Source organism: Nocardiopsis sp. iso_40 (genome assembly GCF_056173285.1).
In genome coordinates, this window is record NZ_CM149666.1 from 3579699 (window position 1) to 3594638 (window position 14940).

21 protein-coding genes and 2 pseudogenes are annotated in these 14940 nt (G+C 68.3%); 13 read left to right on the forward strand and 10 right to left on the reverse strand.

From position 1 onward, the window contains the following. Positions 1-18 precede the first annotated feature (18 nt). Positions 19-1215, forward strand: coding sequence for a glycosyltransferase family 4 protein (locus AC0VYD_RS15675; RefSeq protein WP_475476271.1), 1197 nt, complete (start codon positions 19-21; stop codon positions 1213-1215). A gap of 94 nt (positions 1216-1309) precedes the next feature. Here the strand turns inward: AC0VYD_RS15675 and AC0VYD_RS15680 are convergent, their stop codons facing one another. After that, positions 1310-1735 (reverse strand): ABATE domain-containing protein, encoded by a 426-nt coding sequence (locus AC0VYD_RS15680; RefSeq protein WP_475476272.1) that lies wholly within the window; start codon positions 1733-1735, stop codon positions 1310-1312. A gap of 324 nt (positions 1736-2059) precedes the next feature. On the opposite strand from AC0VYD_RS15680, the gene AC0VYD_RS15685 reads away from it, so the two are divergent. Next, positions 2060-2608 carry a nitroreductase family deazaflavin-dependent oxidoreductase gene (locus AC0VYD_RS15685; RefSeq protein ID WP_475476273.1) on the forward strand — a complete coding sequence of 183 codons (549 nt, stop codon included), beginning with the start codon at positions 2060-2062 and terminating at the stop codon, positions 2606-2608. 75 nt (positions 2609-2683) lie between these two features. Here the strand turns inward: AC0VYD_RS15685 and mshC are convergent, their stop codons facing one another. The 3 genes from mshC to AC0VYD_RS15700 all read right to left on the reverse strand — a co-directional run bounded on the left by mshC (position 2684) and on the right by AC0VYD_RS15700 (position 4735). Further along, positions 2684-3907: a cysteine--1-D-myo-inosityl 2-amino-2-deoxy-alpha-D-glucopyranoside ligase gene (gene mshC / locus AC0VYD_RS15690; RefSeq protein ID WP_475476274.1), complete on the reverse strand. Its 1224-nt coding sequence runs from the start codon at positions 3905-3907 to the stop codon at positions 2684-2686. Positions 3908-4021: 114 nt separating this feature from the next. Then, the gene (locus AC0VYD_RS15695; RefSeq protein WP_475476275.1) at positions 4022-4210 is read right to left on the reverse strand and encodes a hypothetical protein; all 189 of its coding nucleotides are present in this window, start codon (positions 4208-4210) and stop codon (positions 4022-4024) included. Positions 4211-4423: 213 nt separating this feature from the next. Continuing rightward, positions 4424-4735, reverse strand: coding sequence for a hypothetical protein (locus AC0VYD_RS15700; RefSeq protein WP_475476276.1), 312 nt, complete (start codon positions 4733-4735; stop codon positions 4424-4426). Positions 4736-5049: 314 nt separating this feature from the next. Here AC0VYD_RS15700 and AC0VYD_RS15705 point away from each other — a divergent pair, with 314 nt between their 5' ends. Further along, positions 5050-5208, forward strand: a complete 159-nt coding sequence (locus tag AC0VYD_RS15705) for a hypothetical protein (protein ID WP_475476277.1) — start codon at positions 5050-5052, stop codon at positions 5206-5208. A gap of 101 nt (positions 5209-5309) precedes the next feature. Here AC0VYD_RS15705 and AC0VYD_RS15710 read toward each other — a convergent pair whose 3' ends face one another. Beyond that, entirely contained in the window at positions 5310-5738 is a 429-nt protein-coding gene (locus AC0VYD_RS15710; RefSeq protein WP_475476278.1) for a class I SAM-dependent methyltransferase, read from the reverse strand. Positions 5739-6015: 277 nt separating this feature from the next. On the opposite strand from AC0VYD_RS15710, the gene AC0VYD_RS15715 reads away from it, so the two are divergent. After that, positions 6016-6249, forward strand: coding sequence for a hypothetical protein (locus AC0VYD_RS15715; RefSeq protein WP_475476279.1), 234 nt, complete (start codon positions 6016-6018; stop codon positions 6247-6249). Positions 6250-6437: 188 nt separating this feature from the next. Here the strand turns inward: AC0VYD_RS15715 and AC0VYD_RS15720 are convergent, their stop codons facing one another. Next, positions 6438-6626, reverse strand: a complete 189-nt coding sequence (locus AC0VYD_RS15720; protein ID WP_475476280.1) for a DUF397 domain-containing protein — start codon at positions 6624-6626, stop codon at positions 6438-6440. A gap of 12 nt (positions 6627-6638) precedes the next feature. Next, the gene (locus tag AC0VYD_RS15725; protein WP_452547552.1) at positions 6639-7469 is read right to left on the reverse strand and encodes a helix-turn-helix domain-containing protein; all 831 of its coding nucleotides are present in this window, start codon (positions 7467-7469) and stop codon (positions 6639-6641) included. A 142-nt stretch (positions 7470-7611) separates the two neighbouring features. Between AC0VYD_RS15725 and AC0VYD_RS15730 the strand changes: the two genes are divergently transcribed. The 9 genes and pseudogenes from AC0VYD_RS15730 to AC0VYD_RS15770 form a co-directional block, all read left to right on the forward strand. Next, a complete protein-coding gene (locus tag AC0VYD_RS15730; protein WP_475476281.1) occupies positions 7612-7926 on the forward strand; it encodes a hypothetical protein in 315 nt (104 codons plus the stop codon). After that, positions 7926-8267 carry a hypothetical protein gene (locus AC0VYD_RS15735; RefSeq protein ID WP_475476282.1) on the forward strand — a complete coding sequence of 114 codons (342 nt, stop codon included), beginning with the start codon at positions 7926-7928 and terminating at the stop codon, positions 8265-8267. The genes AC0VYD_RS15730 and AC0VYD_RS15735 overlap by 1 nt, the downstream gene beginning before the upstream one ends. Next, positions 8264-8536: a hypothetical protein gene (locus AC0VYD_RS15740; RefSeq protein WP_475476283.1), complete on the forward strand. Its 273-nt coding sequence runs from the start codon at positions 8264-8266 to the stop codon at positions 8534-8536. The genes AC0VYD_RS15735 and AC0VYD_RS15740 overlap by 4 nt, the downstream gene beginning before the upstream one ends. A gap of 460 nt (positions 8537-8996) precedes the next feature. Continuing rightward, the gene (locus AC0VYD_RS15745) at positions 8997-10406 is read left to right on the forward strand and encodes an FAD-binding oxidoreductase (RefSeq protein WP_475476284.1); all 1410 of its coding nucleotides are present in this window, start codon (positions 8997-8999) and stop codon (positions 10404-10406) included. Positions 10407-11192: 786 nt separating this feature from the next. Continuing rightward, positions 11193-11633, forward strand: a complete 441-nt coding sequence (locus AC0VYD_RS15750) for a hypothetical protein (RefSeq protein WP_475476285.1) — start codon at positions 11193-11195, stop codon at positions 11631-11633. 19 nt (positions 11634-11652) lie between these two features. Further along, positions 11653-12201 (forward strand): VanZ family protein, encoded by a 549-nt coding sequence (locus AC0VYD_RS15755; protein ID WP_475476286.1) that lies wholly within the window; start codon positions 11653-11655, stop codon positions 12199-12201. A 260-nt stretch (positions 12202-12461) separates the two neighbouring features. After that, positions 12462-12731, forward strand: a pseudogene (locus AC0VYD_RS15760) (SAM-dependent methyltransferase); the annotation flags it as partial. 50 nt (positions 12732-12781) lie between these two features. Beyond that, the gene (locus AC0VYD_RS15765) at positions 12782-12955 is read left to right on the forward strand and encodes a hypothetical protein (RefSeq protein WP_475476287.1); all 174 of its coding nucleotides are present in this window, start codon (positions 12782-12784) and stop codon (positions 12953-12955) included. 138 nt (positions 12956-13093) lie between these two features. Beyond that, positions 13094-13312: pseudogene (locus AC0VYD_RS15770) on the forward strand (transposase); the annotation flags it as partial. 152 nt (positions 13313-13464) lie between these two features. On the opposite strand, the gene AC0VYD_RS15775 reads toward AC0VYD_RS15770, so the two are convergent. The 3 genes from AC0VYD_RS15775 to AC0VYD_RS15785 are packed head-to-tail and all read right to left on the reverse strand — an operon-like array spanning position 13465 to position 14899. Further along, the gene (locus AC0VYD_RS15775; protein WP_475476288.1) at positions 13465-14091 is read right to left on the reverse strand and encodes a dihydrofolate reductase family protein; all 627 of its coding nucleotides are present in this window, start codon (positions 14089-14091) and stop codon (positions 13465-13467) included. Continuing rightward, positions 14088-14564, reverse strand: coding sequence for an SRPBCC domain-containing protein (locus tag AC0VYD_RS15780; RefSeq protein WP_475476289.1), 477 nt, complete (start codon positions 14562-14564; stop codon positions 14088-14090). Before AC0VYD_RS15780 ends, AC0VYD_RS15775 begins: the two co-directional genes overlap by 4 nt. Beyond that, a complete protein-coding gene (locus tag AC0VYD_RS15785) occupies positions 14561-14899 on the reverse strand; it encodes an ArsR/SmtB family transcription factor (RefSeq protein WP_475476290.1) in 339 nt (112 codons plus the stop codon). Before AC0VYD_RS15785 ends, AC0VYD_RS15780 begins: the two co-directional genes overlap by 4 nt. Between the last annotated feature and the right edge of the window lie 41 nt (positions 14900-14940).

The window sequence follows — 14940 nt, forward strand, 5'->3', positions numbered from 1 at the left end:
GGAGTTCTGGGGCACATTGTGAGGATCGCCTTCGTCATCGCGAACGGCTACGCCATGGGCGGCACGGTCCGTACCGTCCACAACCTCGCCAGGGGGCTGTCGGACCGCCACGAGGTGGAGATCGTCAGCCTGGTACGCAGACGGGAGAAACCCTTCTTCACCCCGGCCGACGGGGTACGCCTCGTACCCCTGAGCGACTACACCGAGAACCCCGTGGTCGTACCCCCCGGAGAGCGGACCCTCGCCCGTTGGCACAGCAGGGCCAACGAGATCGTGCCCGAGGCGGAGCGGCGCCGGAACAGGAACTTCACCCCCGAGGCGGTCACCGGGTTAAGACGTTACCTGCGCACCACCAAGGCGGACGTGGTGATCGGGACCCGCCCGGGGATCAACCTGCTCCTCGCCGCCTGGGCACCCCCCCGTGTGCTCACCATCGGCCAGGAGCACCTCAACCTGGCCGAGCACAAACCGCAGGTGCGCAAGGCGATCGCCCGCGCCTACCCGAAGCTCGGCGGTATGAGCGTGCTCACCGAGACCGACAGGGCCGCCTACGAGGAGCTGCTCGACACCCCCGAGGGCTGGCTGACCGCCCTCCCCAACGCCCTGGAGCCGGGCGAGCCGCCCCAGTCCGCGCTGGACGAGCCGGTGATCGCCGCCGCGGGGCGGTTCTCCCCCGTGAAGCAGTACCCGCTGCTGGTGGAGGCGTTCGCCCACGTGGCCGCGGAGCACTCGGAGTGGCGGCTGCACATCTACGGAGGAGGCGACCGGGACACCGAACTCCGCGAGACGGTGGAGAGGTTGGGCCTGACCGAGCAGGTGAGTCTGAAGGGGCAGACCAACGACATGCTCGGCGAGCTTTCCAAGGCGTCCCTGCTGGCGGTGAGCTCCCGGGTGGAAGGCTTCGGGATGACCATCATCGAGGCCTTCTCCGTCGGTGTCCCGGTGGTGAGCTTCGACTGCCCGCACGGCCCGAGGGAGATCATCGACCACGGTCGCAACGGCCTGCTCGTCCCGCCCCAGGACACCAGGGCCCTCGGCGAGGCCCTGTCCCGCCTGGTCTCGGACCGCGAGGAACGCCACCGGATGGGCGCACAGGCCCTGGCCTCCGCCTCCGACTACCAGCTGGAGGACATCACCAGGCAGTGGGAGGAGTTCCTGGGGCGCCGGCGGGCGGCCCTGCCGCGCCCGGGGCTCCTCGCCCGGCTGCGCGGGTGAGCGTCCGCCGCGCGGACGACGGTGTCCGCGTGCCGCCGTCCTGACGCGCCACCGCGGGGCAGGGCCCGTAGCGGGCCCGCACCCCTCCGACCGCTCACAGACGCAGGCGGCGCCACTCCCCCGTGGCGAGGACGGCGGCCCAGGCTCCGGCGATGCGGGCCAGACCCCGGCGCACCTCGTCGACGACGGCGGGCGCCAGGGGCGACTCCACCTGTTCGGCGGGTTCCAGGCGAACGGTGACGCGCAGGCCGTCCAGGACCTTCTGGGCGCGCCCGAGGGCCTCCGGATCGGGCCCTGAGTCGCGGTCGAGCAGGGAGCGGATACCGTCGCGCAGGATGATGGCCTCGTCGAGGTCGGCGAGGGTGATGGGGATGGCCCCCTCGGTGACGAGGCGGTGCTCCCGCAGGAATCGGGCGAGGTCGGCCCGGTCGGTGAGGACGCCGCCGGTGGAGACGAAGTCCGCGATGAGTTCCGCTGCGGCGCTGGGCCGGGTGGGAGTGCCGGTCGTGGTCGTGGTCATGGGCGACATCCCATCACGCCGCGCCCCCCGGTGGTGGTGGTTCGGCGATGTCGTGGCCACAGGTGGTCACCACGAACACGACACGAAGGTACATATCTGGACTGTCGCACCAGGAGACCGGCACACCCGCTCCCTTCCCGCCACGCGCGGTCGGCCGGAGACGGCCCGGTGACCGTCCGCGCGCAGACGCCCCGCCGTCGGCCTCGGAAGGGGCTGCGGGACTGGCGTGGCGTCCGGGCGGCCGAGGACGGCGTGACTACACTCGTGCCCGCCCTCGGCCCGCTCTGGAGGAGAGCCGGACACCATCGCAGGAAGGTCAGTGCCATGACGTTCTCCCAGCCCCCGAAGGACCCGCTCCAGCGCGCACTGCTGCGCGCCCCGATCTGGATCTACCGGCTGGGCCTGGGCGACCTCCTGGGAGAGCGGCTCGTGCTGCTCACCCACAGGGGGCGGACCACCGGCGAGGCACGGCAGGCGGTCCTGGAGGTGGTGGGGCGCAACGACAACACCGGGGCGGTACTGGTGGCCTCGGGGTTCGGGAACCGTTCGCACTGGTTCCGCAACATCCTGGAGGAACCGCGGGTGCTGTTCCAGGTCGGCAGCCGGCGCCGGCGGGGCACCGCCGAGCCGCTGCCGCCGGAGGAGTCCGGGCAGGTGCTGGCGCATTACGCGCAGCGGCACCCGAGGGCCTCGTCCGCGCTGATGCGGGGGCTGGGCCATGACGTCGGGGGCGGCCTCCGGGACTACGAGCGCATCGGGTCCGACCCCGTCAACGGGGTCCCCGTGGTGCGGCTGGTCCCGGACGCGCCCGAACCCGGCCTCCCCGACTTCTCCGTGCCCCGGGGCACGGACGTGCCGCGGCCCAGGAGCTGAGACGGCGGTGGGCCGGGCAGGTGCCCGGCCCACCGCCGGGGTACGTCCCGGGACGGACCCCCTGGAGACAGGCCCCTAGAGCTTGACGCCCAGCAGGGTGTCGACGGTGGCGCGGATGAGGCCGGGGGCTCCGGTGTCGTCGCCACCCTCGGTCAGCGCGGTCCCGGCCCAGGCGTCCACGGCGGCCAGCGCGGCCGGGGAGTCCAGGTCCTCGGCGAGTGCGGCACGCACCGCGGCCAGCACCGGAGCGGCGTCCGGGCCCGACCCCAGGGCCGTCGCCGAGCGCCAGCGCCGGGCGCGCTCGTCGGCGGCGGGCAGCTCGGCGTCGGTCCACTCCCACGGGGAGCGGTAGTGGTGGCTGAGCATGGCCAGGCGGATGACGGCCGGGTCCACGCCCTGCTGGCGCAGCTTGGACACGAAGACGAGGTTGCCCAGCGACTTCGACATCTTCTCGCCGTTCAGGCCGACCATGCCCACGTGCAGGTGGTTGTGGGCGTTGGGGCCCCCGGTGGCGCAGCGGGTCTCGGCCGCGCCCATCTCGTGGTGCGGGAAGACCAGGTCGTTGCCGCCGCCGTTGAGGTCGAAGGAGGGGCCCAGCCGGTCCAGGGCGATGGCGCTGCACTCGATGTGCCAGCCGGGTCGGCCGCGGCCCAGGGGGCTGTCCCAGGCGGGTTCTCCGGGGCGCTCGGCGCGCCAGAGCAGCCAGTCCAGGGGGTCCTTCTTGTCGGTGCGCTGCGGGTCGCCGCCGCGCTGGCCGAAGAGGTCGAGCATCTCCTCGCGGCCGAGGTTGCTGATCTCGCCGAACTTCGGTGCCGCCGCGGCGGAGAAGTAGAGGTCGCCGTCGAGTTCGTAGGCGGCGCCGGTCTCCCGGATGCGGACGGCGAGTTCGCTGATCAGGTCGACGGACTCCACGACGCCGACGTAGGAGGTCGGCGGGATGACCGACAGCGCGGCCATGTCCTCGCGGAAGACGTCGATCTCCCGGTGGGCGAGGTCGCGCCAGTCGACACCCGTCGCCTCGGCCCGCTCCAGGAGCGGGTCGTCGATGTCGGTGGTGTTCTGGACGTAGTTGACCTCGTGCCCGGCGTCCCGCCACACCCGGTTGGCCAGGTCGAAGGTCAGGTAGGTGAAGGCGTGCCCGAGGTGGGCCGCGTCGTAGGGGGTGATACCGCAGGCGTACATCCCCGCGGTGGAGCCCGGCGTCGTCGTCCTTATCCGTCCGGTGGCGGTGTCGTGGACACGAAGGGGGCCGCCGGTACCCGGCAGGGGAACGATGTCAGGCGCAGACCATGAACGCATACCGCGAAGCCTATCCGCACGTGCACGGGGCAAACGCACTGAAAGCGGGTGGCGGGGCGGGTGATGATCACCCCAGAACAGGCGGGAATACCGGCCCGGTGGCCGGTGGCGGGCTCAGCGCCCCGGGGCGGCCAGACCGGTCCCGACACGGCCGATGAGCAGGGCGCTCAGTAGCGCGGTCGCGCCGCACAGCGCCGCCAGGAACTCGTTGCCCAGGCGCCAGTGCAGGAGTGCGCCGCTGAAGGAGACGACGTAGAGCAACCAGTACGCCCCGTTTTCGATGAGGTTGCCGTTACGGCCCATGGTGGTGCCCCCTGCTGTGTACGCGTGCGTTCCACGCGATCCGACGGCGAGCGCGTCGTCTCTCTCAGAGACGCCGCGCTCACCCAGGGGGTTTACGCGTTCCTTAGGTCGTGACCCACCCGAGAGCGGGCCTCCGGCCCGGCGCGCCCGTTCCGGGAGGGCGCCGCTCGGCCGAAGGCCCGCGAACCGGGGCTCGGAGTGCGGGGTACGGGATCAGGGGTGCGCGGCGAGCTGGAGGTCGAGCAGGTCCAGGTCGTCGGAGATCTGGGACGCGGGGTCGTCCATGACGGCGCGCAGGCGTCGGCGGACGGTCGCGGCCTCGCTCCGGCGGGTGACCGGCTCGGCTGCCAGGTACCCCTTGCCGGTGCGGGTGCCGGTCGGTGTCCGCAGGGTCCAGCCGGTGCGGTCGGCGGCGAGCAGCAGCCCGAGGGATCCGTCCTCGTCCACCCGGACCCACTGCCCCACCAGGTCGGCGGGGTCGCGGAGGGGGCGGGTGCCGGGCGTGGGGGCGGATTGGGCGCTCATCATGGTGGTTCCTCGGTGGGTCGTCGAACTGCTTTCCTGGGTGAAACGTTCCTCCACACCGCCTATGACGCGCTTTCGGAAAACTTCCGGAAAAAGCACCATCTTCTGCCGCGACACGGTCCGCGCAACCCGGGCCCGAGCCCGCTACGGGAAGGTCGACCCGACTTTCCTGTGCCCCGGAGCCAGGAGGGGGCCGCACGTGCCCACGACCGTTCGTGGACACGCGTTGGCTGGCTTGTGAGGGCCCGGAGGCCGCGCCCGGGCGGGCGTTCCGCGGGTGTACGCGCATCCCGGGAGTACGGCAGGATGGGGCCATGAACGACACCTCCCAGACCGAGGCCGGGGCCGAGTTCGAGTTCGGGCTGTTCGCCCCCGGGGACGACGAGCGCTTCCGGACCAACGCGCTGATCGCACTCGTGGCCTTCGCCTCTCCGTCCGCCCTCGGTGTGCTGGCCTTCGTCCTCTTCGCCTGATCTGTGCCGGGGCCTGCGGGGTGGCGGGCCGATGGTGTGCAGGTGCCAGGCGCAGCGCTGCCCGGGGCACCGGTCCGTTTTTTACAGCTCTGACCCCCGCGTCACGAACGCTGCTGGGGCAGGGTCCCGTAGCTGTTCCGGTAGACCTTGCCGGGTCTGGGCCGGGTGAACTTCAACCCGGCCCAGACCTCGTCGACGCGCAGGCAGATGCTTTCGACCGTCCCGAGGTCGTAACCGATGGCGATGACGCTCTTCATGTCGAGGTCGGTGCCGTGGCGGCGCCCTTTCGGCCAGGAGACCCACAGCATCCCGCCCGGGGCCAGGTGGTCCCGGAGTTCGGTGAAGCCCGAGCGCAGTTCCTGTTGACTGGTGGCGAACAGGTGCAGGTAGTCGAACGTCCCGGGGAGTGAGCCGGGCAGCTCCAGCTCAGGCAGTCGGAGTTCGGCGAGTGCGGTGTCGGGTGCGCCGACCAGGTGGGCCCGGCTGCCCGCCCTGACTCCCATCTTCTGAGCTACGGTTCGCTGTGCCATGACTCCGAAGTTAGACCAGAGCACCGACATCCCAGGGGCTCCCGGTTCGCGAGGAGGCCGTGGGAAGCGCACCGCCCCGCCTGTCCGGACCGTCGGACGCCTGTGCAAACCTGGGCACAGGGTCCAGTACGACCGCGGCTCGCCCACGACTCGGTTGAGAAGGTTCGGGTGAGTGCGCCACAGGAGAAGCGAAAGCCCCCGCTGCGACTCCGCGGCCGACCCGTGGTTCAGCAGGACTTCGCCATCCGTTCCGAACGAACCGAGACGAAGGTGCGCCGTGTACGAATACCGCAACGACCCCGAGGTCACCTACACCATCCGTATCGACCCTCCTGACGGGTCCCCGTCGGACGAGGTGCGCATGACGGTGGGCACGAACGGCATCGGCGAGCATCTGGACGAGGCCGCGCAGGCGTTCTTCACCGCGCTCGCTGAGCACTACGACGTCAAGGTCACCCAGAGCGTGCGCGCCACCGGCACCCGCCCCGGACTGGTGTTCCCCGCCGAGTAACCGCCCCTCACCGGCGACAAGGGATCCCGGCAAGAGGACAGCGGTCTGGATCCCTGGCCGGGCACGGCCAGGCACGATCCAACGGAAGCTGCTTCCGGCCCCGGGCCGCCCGGGGTACAGTGTGGCCCGGATGAGTACGTGGAAGGCCCCGGCAGGATGCCTGTCGGGGCCTCTCTGCTGCCTGGGGTCTACCCGTGGCGGACGGCCCCGAGAAGCGCCTCCCACTCCCCACCCGGAACGAGGAAATACCCGTGCTCGGGATTCATGGAGTCGCGGACGGCAGCATCTCCGCCGGGCACGTCAGCGACCTCCACGCAGTTCGAGGGGTTGCTGTACGAGGACTTGCGGAACTTCAGGGCCTCGGTGACTGAGTACATGGTCGTGGCTTTCTAAGCGGATAGTGATCGCAGGTATGCGGGCACGTCGTCGGGATCGAGAGCTTTGGCGAGCAATCGGTCAAAGCACTGCCGGTACCGAGTAATCTCTGCTGGCTTCTCCAGGTACAAGCCGTCTGTGTTCGTCTCCAGGAACACGAGCGACGGCGCGGACTCGTAGTCCAAGATCGAGAACGGACCACCCATCCCGGCGTGGAGACCCGCAGCGATGGGAAGCACCTGGATGGTGACCGAGTTCGGTTCTTCTGCCAGCTCCGCCAACCGCTGGATTTGAGGGCCGAACAGCTCAGGGGAGGCGCGCAGCATCAGCAAGGCGCTTTCGTGAATGATGGCCCATACGTCGGGGGAAGACTCCTTCCCCAGGACTTCCTGGCGCTTCACCCGGGCCTCGACTGTTCGCTGGATGTCATCGGGGTTGCGGATAAGGGTGGCCTGGGCGATCGCTGCGGCGTACTCCGGCGTCTGTAGCAGGCCAGGAATATACTGCGGCTCAAACAACCGGACGCTCTTCGCACCGGCTTCGAGCGAAGCGTAGGCTCCGCCGAGCACATCGTCGTATCGGTTCCACCAGCCCCGCTCACGTGACTGCCGGGTGAGGGAGAGGATCGAGTCCCGCTCTCGGGCGTCCGTCACTCGGTACAGGTCGAGCAACACCCGGATGTCGGTGACAGCGGGCTTCTTTGATCGCCCTGTCTCGATGTTCGAGATCTTCGTACTCGACCATTCGAGTTCGTCGGCGACCTGTTCAATCGTCATGCCCGCGTTGAGGCGCTTTGCTCGCATCTGTGCTGATAGTTGCCGCCTTGCGACGGAAGCGCTGCTCACTTCGACCTCCCCTGTGGACGGGGTCGATGCTATCGCTGATGGGCTAGAACCAGACATTTCGCAACTCCTCAGAGTGATGATGCCAAACAAGATACTCTCAAGTAAGACTTGCGATTTAAAAGTTTTAAGTTAAGTATGGGGCTTGTACTCATCCACCGCCGCCCTCATCCAGCGGCATCTGAGCACCAGGAGTTCGCCCATGTCGCGCTACCTGAACCTGTCCGAGCTGGCGCACGTGCGCTGGCTCGCCTCCGAGACCATGCGCCGCCGTCGCCCCCGCCGAGCCGAACGTGTGCGCGCCTACGCCACCAAGCCGCGCGCCCTCTCCGGGGGCCGGTCGCCGCGCCCGCCCCGTCCGCCGCTGATTCCCTCGCACCGCCGACCGTTGGACACCGCTCCCCTGGACGTCCTACACGCTGTCCTGGCCGGGCTGCACCGGCTGGGGGTGTCCCTCTGATGTTGGACACGCACACCTGTGACCTGCTGGCCGCCGCCGAGGAGGCCCTGCACCCGCCCGCTCACCTGCCCCCGCGCCTGAGGGGCCGGTGGCACTCCCGCACCCTGCGCCACCGTCTCCCCCTGGTCCGCGAAGCCCTGCGGATCGCACACCGGGACGGCGACCTCGAACTGGCCACCCACCTGATCGACCAGGCCGTGGCCGACCACCCCACCGCCTCCGCATCCTGGGGCGCGGCGGCACGCACCTGGGCGCGGACTCGGCTCAGGCCCCGGGACAACCCACGCCACCACCCCCTGGCGGCATGGCTGGACTCCCGGAGCCGGAGGTGGACCAGGTGAGCAACGAACTCCCCGTTCCCGAACGGGTCCTGTGCGACCTGCTGCACCGCCACTGGCGGATGACCGTCGAAGGCCAGGGCCCCAACGCCCGGTTCGTGGCCCACCGGCAGATCGGCTGGACCGGCGAGGGCGACCCCTTCGAGCGGATCACCGCCCCCACCCGCACCGAACTCCTCCGCCTGCTCGCCCACCGCCACCTCGGGGCCGCCAGGACCACGCCCGAAGCCCGCCCCGCGCCCGACCGGGACCCGCCCTCGCCCGCCCGCTGACCCACGACCCGACAACCCTCGAACCCCGTGCGCCCGCTGAGGCCCCTTACACCGGCAAGCCCGGCGGGCGCGCGGCCCGCATCCGCATCCACATCCCCGCCGGGTCGAACGCATCAGCCCCATAACCTGCCGCCGGAGTTCGGGGGCCTCCTCTGCTGACGTCTCGGGGTGAACCCGGGTGCCCTGCTTCGGTCGCACCCCGCCCCGGCGCAGCAGGCCCAAGTCGGGCGGCTGCCGCGGATTCCACCGTGGCCGGAAGTAAACTCCTGGCGTTTTCCCATGTCAGCTGCGGTTCCGAGTCGTACCCTTGGTTCAAGGGGGAGTGTTGCGGCCACTGGAATGCCCGACAACACCTCTTCACAGGGCAGACTCGCCCCGCGCGACCCGGACACGGCACGACACACGCCGACACCGCCCCGTCCCCGGGACACGGGCCCCGGGCGAGAACGCGGGGGAAGACATGAGTGAGACAACCACCGTCCGACTCGATCCAGGCGCGTTCGGAGACCTGCGGGAGTCCTTCCACGGTCGGCTCGTCCGCCCGGAGGACCCGGACTACGACACCGATCGGCGTATCTGGAACGCCTCCGTCGACCGGCGCCCCGCACTGATCGCCTTCTGCACCGACTCCGACGACGTGGCCTCGGCGCTGCGCTTCGCGACCCTGACCGGCCTGGAGGTCGCCGTGCGCAGCGGCGGCCACAGCTTCCCCGGGCTGTCGCTGACCGAGGGCGGGGTGGTGATCGACCTGTCCGCCATGCGGGAGATCCGGGTGGACCCGGAGCGGCGCACCGCCCGGGTCCAGGCCGGGACGCTCCTCGGTGAGCTGGACCAGGCGACGCAGCGCTTCGGGCTGGCCGTCCCCTCCGGGATCGTCACCCACACGGGCGTGGCCGGCCTGACCCTGGGCGGCGGTATCGGCTGGCTGATGCGCAGGTACGGGCTCACCATCGACCAACTGACCGGGGTGGACCTGGTGACCGCCGGCGGCGAGCAGGTACGGGCCGACGCTTCGGAGAACACCGACCTCTTCTGGGGTGTGCGCGGCGGCGGGGGCAACTTCGGCGTCGTGACCGCGTTCGACTTCCGACTGAACCCGGTGGGTCCCATCGTGCTGGCGGGTCCCATCGTCTGGCCGATGACCGAGTCGGCACGGCTGCTGCGCTTCTACCGTGAATGGATCGCCGAGGCGCCGGACGACCTGACCACGGCGGTCGTGCACCGCAAGGCGCCGCCGCTGGACTTCATCCCCGCCGAACTGCACGGCACCCCGGTGGTCATGGTCGTCTGCTGCTGGGCGGGATCCGTCGAGGAGGGCGAGCGGTTCCTGCTTCCCCTGCGCCGGTTCGGACACCCCGTCCTGGACCTGTGCGCACCCAAGCAGTACACCGACCACCAGGCCATGTTCGACGCGTCCTTCCCACACGGGCGGTGGTACTACTTCAAGTCCCGCGACATCGCCGCGCTCACCGACGAGGTGATCGAGTTGACCGCCCACCACGCCGCACGGTTCACCTCACCGATGACCGCCTTCCCGATCTTCCAGCTGGGAGGGGCCATCAGCCGGGTGGGTGAGGAGGAGACCGCCTTCTCCGGACGCGACTCCGGGCACACGTTCAACATCGGCGCGACCTGCGCGACCAGTGCGGGTTTCGACGAGGAGCGCGCCTGGGCGCGCGGATTCTGGTCCGCCCTGGCCCCCTACGAGTCGGGTTCCTACGTCAACTTCCTGATGGACGAGGGCCCCGAGCGCGTCCGTCAGGCGTACGGACCGGGGAAGTACGCACGGCTGTCCGAGCTCAAGCGCCGCTACGACCCGGACAACGTGTTCCACCTCAACCAGAACATCAGCCCGGACGGGGCGGCCTGAGGGCTGGTGTTCGATGCCGGAAGCTTCAGCGCCGCACCGGTGCGGCGGTGTCCGGTGCACACCACCGGATGGCCCCCGGCGTAGTGAGCGCGTCACGGCCGTGATCGTGCACACGGCGGAGGTGCCGCACCACAGGAATCGGCCCCTCCCCACATGGGTGGGAAGCACTGTACGGCCGCCGAGCGGGAAAAGGGTGTCTTCCACCTGCCCGCACCCTCCCGCACTGCTGCACCTTCACCGTCAAGACGGCTGGACCATCATGTCCACCCGCTGGGGAAAAATTGTCCAGGCGCCTAGAAGGGCCTCGTGGGAGCCAGCGAAACACTTTCCCACCTGTGACAACTCCGCGAGGAACTTCCCGGGAACCTCAGCTCAGAATCTGCCCCTCACCCGAGCCAAGCTCATCGGAGACCTCCTGACCGAGCTCGGTGACATTGAGGTCGCACTCAAGGAGGCGCGACGTCCTGCCGTGACCGAGCTCCGAGAGCAGGGGCACACTGGGCGCGCCCTCGCCTCAGAACTCGGCCTCAGCCCCGCCCGGATCGACCAGATCTCCAAAGGTAAACGGGCATAACGGAAACACCCGATCCAACGTGATGCCAGATCGGGCACGATGCTGGACGGGTCACCCGGCATGGCCGTACAGACACTGCCAGAAATACACGATCATCCAAGGATAAATGGGCTGATTTGGCCAAAGAATTAAGAGGAAATTTGTGCTTGACGGCTGTTGTGTGGCCTGGATAAAGTCTTTGTGTCTCATTCACTCAACCTGAAAGAGAAATCTTGAAGCGATCATTGATGGTGCTTCTTACTGCGCTACTCCTCCCCGCGACACCCGTCGCGCACGCAGAGCAGGCCACCCAGGAGGCTTCCGTAGAGGTCACCATCTACGACAATGGGCGCATTTTCGAGACCGGAAGCAAGACCGAGCGCATGGCCGGAGAGACATCGACCAAGCTCTCCAACGGCCTGCTTTCCGTTCGCGCCAACAACTGCAACTACGTTCGAGTGAGCTATGTCAAGCACTCCGGAACACCCATTGACCTGCAGTTCGGATGGTTCTCGGGAAACGCCGGAGAAATTAGTGGCACAAAGAGTAACATTTCAGCCGAGGACACTGTGAGTGAGACCTGGAGCCAGGTTCGGATACCCGGAAAAGTTGTCGGATACATGGAAGTCGAGGGCCAGGGAAGGTACCAGACCCCTCCGGTTTCCTGCGACTGAGAAGCGGAGCTAGTATCGCATGTGGCAAATTCTTTTCTATCTGAGTCCTCCTGTATTTTTGGCAGTGATTACCGTTGCCGCGCTTGTGGCATTTGGTGGTGTCTTGCTCAAGAAGAAGGCTCCGCGACTCATGGAAAAGGGTGGATTCCTTGTGCTTGCGATCGCTGTCTTCGCCTATATGGCTGTGCTCGTGGAGCCGGTCGGCGGTTGGGCTTCGGTCGGCCAGGGAGGCATGAGCCTCAGCCTCACCCCGTTCGGGTTTGTCTTCGGCGACCATGTCACGGATAACTCCCTGCACTGGGAAGAGTGGATGCTCAACATCCTCTTGTTCGTCCCGCTGGGCATCGTGGCTGCCCTGACGATCGCCAACCGATGGGGACTGTGGCTCTTCGGGCCGCTGCTGTCCCTGGCCATCGAAGTCGGGCAGGCGGCACTCGCCACCGGACGCCAGAGCGCACTCGATGACCTGCTGGCCAACAGTGCTGGTTACTTCATCGGTGTGGCCTTCGTACTCCTGGCTCAGCGAATCCTCACCCGCCAGCACCAACCAGAGCGAGCGACCACGTGAGCGAGTCCCCCGAGTGACGCGCTGTCGGCAGCTTCGCCCGGGGAACATCCCGCCCCCGCGTACGCTGCTCACCTCACAGGACCAGGGCCAGCAGGCACAGATCGCGACAGGGAGCGACCCCGTCCCCACCACGGATACCGAGGCCCACAGAACGGCGTGATCCCCTACGGGGTAGGCGATCCGGCTTGCGGAGCGCTCCACGCGGACAGGACGATTCGGCTGCGATCAGCGTTCACCCCCGCGAGGAAACACAGGTACCCATGCCGGACACGCCCCCCGTCGACACGACCACCGCACACTCTGCCCGGGTTTGGAACTACTGGTTGGGCGGCAAGGACAACTACCCGGCCGACCACGAGGTGGGCGACTACGTCCTCCATGCCTATCCCGAGATGGTCGAGGCGGCCCGCGCCGACCGCCAGTTCCTCATCCGCGCCGTCACCCACCTGGCCGCGCAGGAGGGCATCCGTCAGTTCCTCGACATCGGGACCGGCCTGCCCACGCACAACAACACCCACGAGGTCGCCCAGCACGGAGGGCTCGCGCGTAAGCGCTGAGCACGCTGGGCGGTGAGTCCCACATGCGTGGAACCCACGCAGAGCTTCCCAGGTCGGAACCTCGCGATCTGGTTAAGCAGAACAGGGCGATCGCGACCCGCTACGACAAGCGGGCCGCGATCTTCGACTGGACCGTGCAAGTGGCCTCGATCCGGATCTGGCTGCAAGACCTGACCGGTTCAAAAAACAGTGCCTAGCCCTTGCTGCTCCCTCCATCGAAAACCGTCCGCCCCCGTGTCGACCAGAAAGCGGTGCTGGCCACCGTGCTGTTCGTCCAGGTCTCGGACTACTCCTGGGAGAAGGCCGACGGCCCGTTCAGCGTCATAAGCACAACCGCGATCATCTTCGTTGCGACCAGCGGGTGCACCTGGGCCCCGCTCCCGCCGGTGTTCGGCCCGTCCGGGCCTACCGCGCACCGGCATTTCACCGAGTGGACCCGCGCCCGGGTCCGGGCCAAACTCCACCGGCTGTTCCTGGACGAACTCGGTGCCCACGGCGAGGTGGACTGGTCGCGGTGCGCGATCGATTCGGTCAACGTGCGCGCCCTTATAGGACCGTCCCGGCACGAAACAGTCCATGGGATGGCGGGTATTTCGTCCCGTCAGCGCTGGGCGGCCTCAGCATGCCTGAGGTGCACGATCGGTCGACGTCGGAGACAGAGATCCAACGTAAACCCGATCAGGACGCTGGGTTGCGGTAGCGCTGTTCATCCGAGAGCGGCGACGCCCTCGTAGATGCCTTGTCGTGCTTGGCCGGTGACCTCGTACTCGAGGAGTAGCAGGCCGTTCGGCGTGGCCTCGTGGTGGAGCAGGCGGAGACCGGACGGAGTTCCTGCGTCGGCCAGGAGCCGTCGGCCGCTCCGGAGGACAACAGGAGCAACCACGAGGCGAAGCGTGTCTATCAGCCCTGCTGACAGCAAGGAGTCGCCGAGGCGGGCGCTGCCGTGGATCTGAAGTTCCCGGCCTGGACGCGCCTTGAGTTCGGTGACCGAGTCGACCGGATCGCCTCTGAGGACGATTGTGGGGTCCCAGGTCCCCTCGGCCAGGGTGTCCGTCACGACGTACTTCGGCAGGGTGTTCATCCGTTCGGCGAACGGGTCGGCCGGATCGGTGATGTTCGGCCAGTCGCGCGCGAATGCCTCGTAGGTTCGCCGTCCCAACAGCAGGCCGTCGGCGAGGTCGAGCCAGTCGGAGGCCCGCCGGACGAATGCCTCGTCCATGTGGGGAACGAGCCAGCCCCCACGGGTGAACGCTTCGCTGGTGTCCTCTTCCGGCGAGCCGGGCCCCTGGCTGACACCGTCGAGCGTAACGAACTCGGTGAGGGTGATCTTCATCGCAGGTCCGTGCTTTCGGTGAGTGCGGCCAGTTGGTCGGCAACCGAACTCCAGCCCTCAGCGAAGCCAAGCTTCTCGTGATGAGCGCGAGCCTCCGGGGAGTCGTGCCGGACGACCATCCGGTAGTCCGTACCATCCGGGTGATCATTCAATGTGATCGTGGCGGTCATGGCGACCGGGGCGGGATTAGCGGGACGCCATGTGCTGTCGATCGCGTTCGTGAAGACGATCCGCTCGAGTTCGTCGACGGCAAGGAAACACGCGTCCAGGTGCGGGGCGAACTCGGTCCCGTCTTCGCACAGCCGTGTCACGAACGCCCCGCCCGGCCACAGGTCCAACCGATCCACCTGGCAGTGGGACGGGGCTGGAACCCACCACCGCTCAAGCCGGGATGGGGTGGTCCATGCGCTCCACACGGTTGCGCGCGGGGCGCGGATGATGCGCTGTATCACGAGGTCAAGGTCAGGGTTCACTGGCTGTTCTCCTCGGGGTCGGTGACGAACTGTTCGAGGCGGTCGGTGCGCTCCTCCCAAATCCGGCGTTGTTCGGAGAGCCAGTCGTCGACGACGGCGAGCTGCTCACGGTTGAGAGAGCAGATGCGTACCCGACCGGACTTGACAGTGCGGATGAGCCCGTTCGATTCGAGCGTCCGCACGTGCTTCATGAACGAGGGAAGGGTCATCGGGAACTCGTGTGCGAGGTCACCGACGCTTGTGGGGCCGCGGCCCAGGCGTCGGACGACGGCGCGCCGTGTCTGGTCGGCAAGGGCCAGGAACACCCCGTCAAGCTGCGCCGAATACTGTGCCATGCGGCTAAGTATGCTGGTTCAGTAATAGTTTGCGCAAGGGC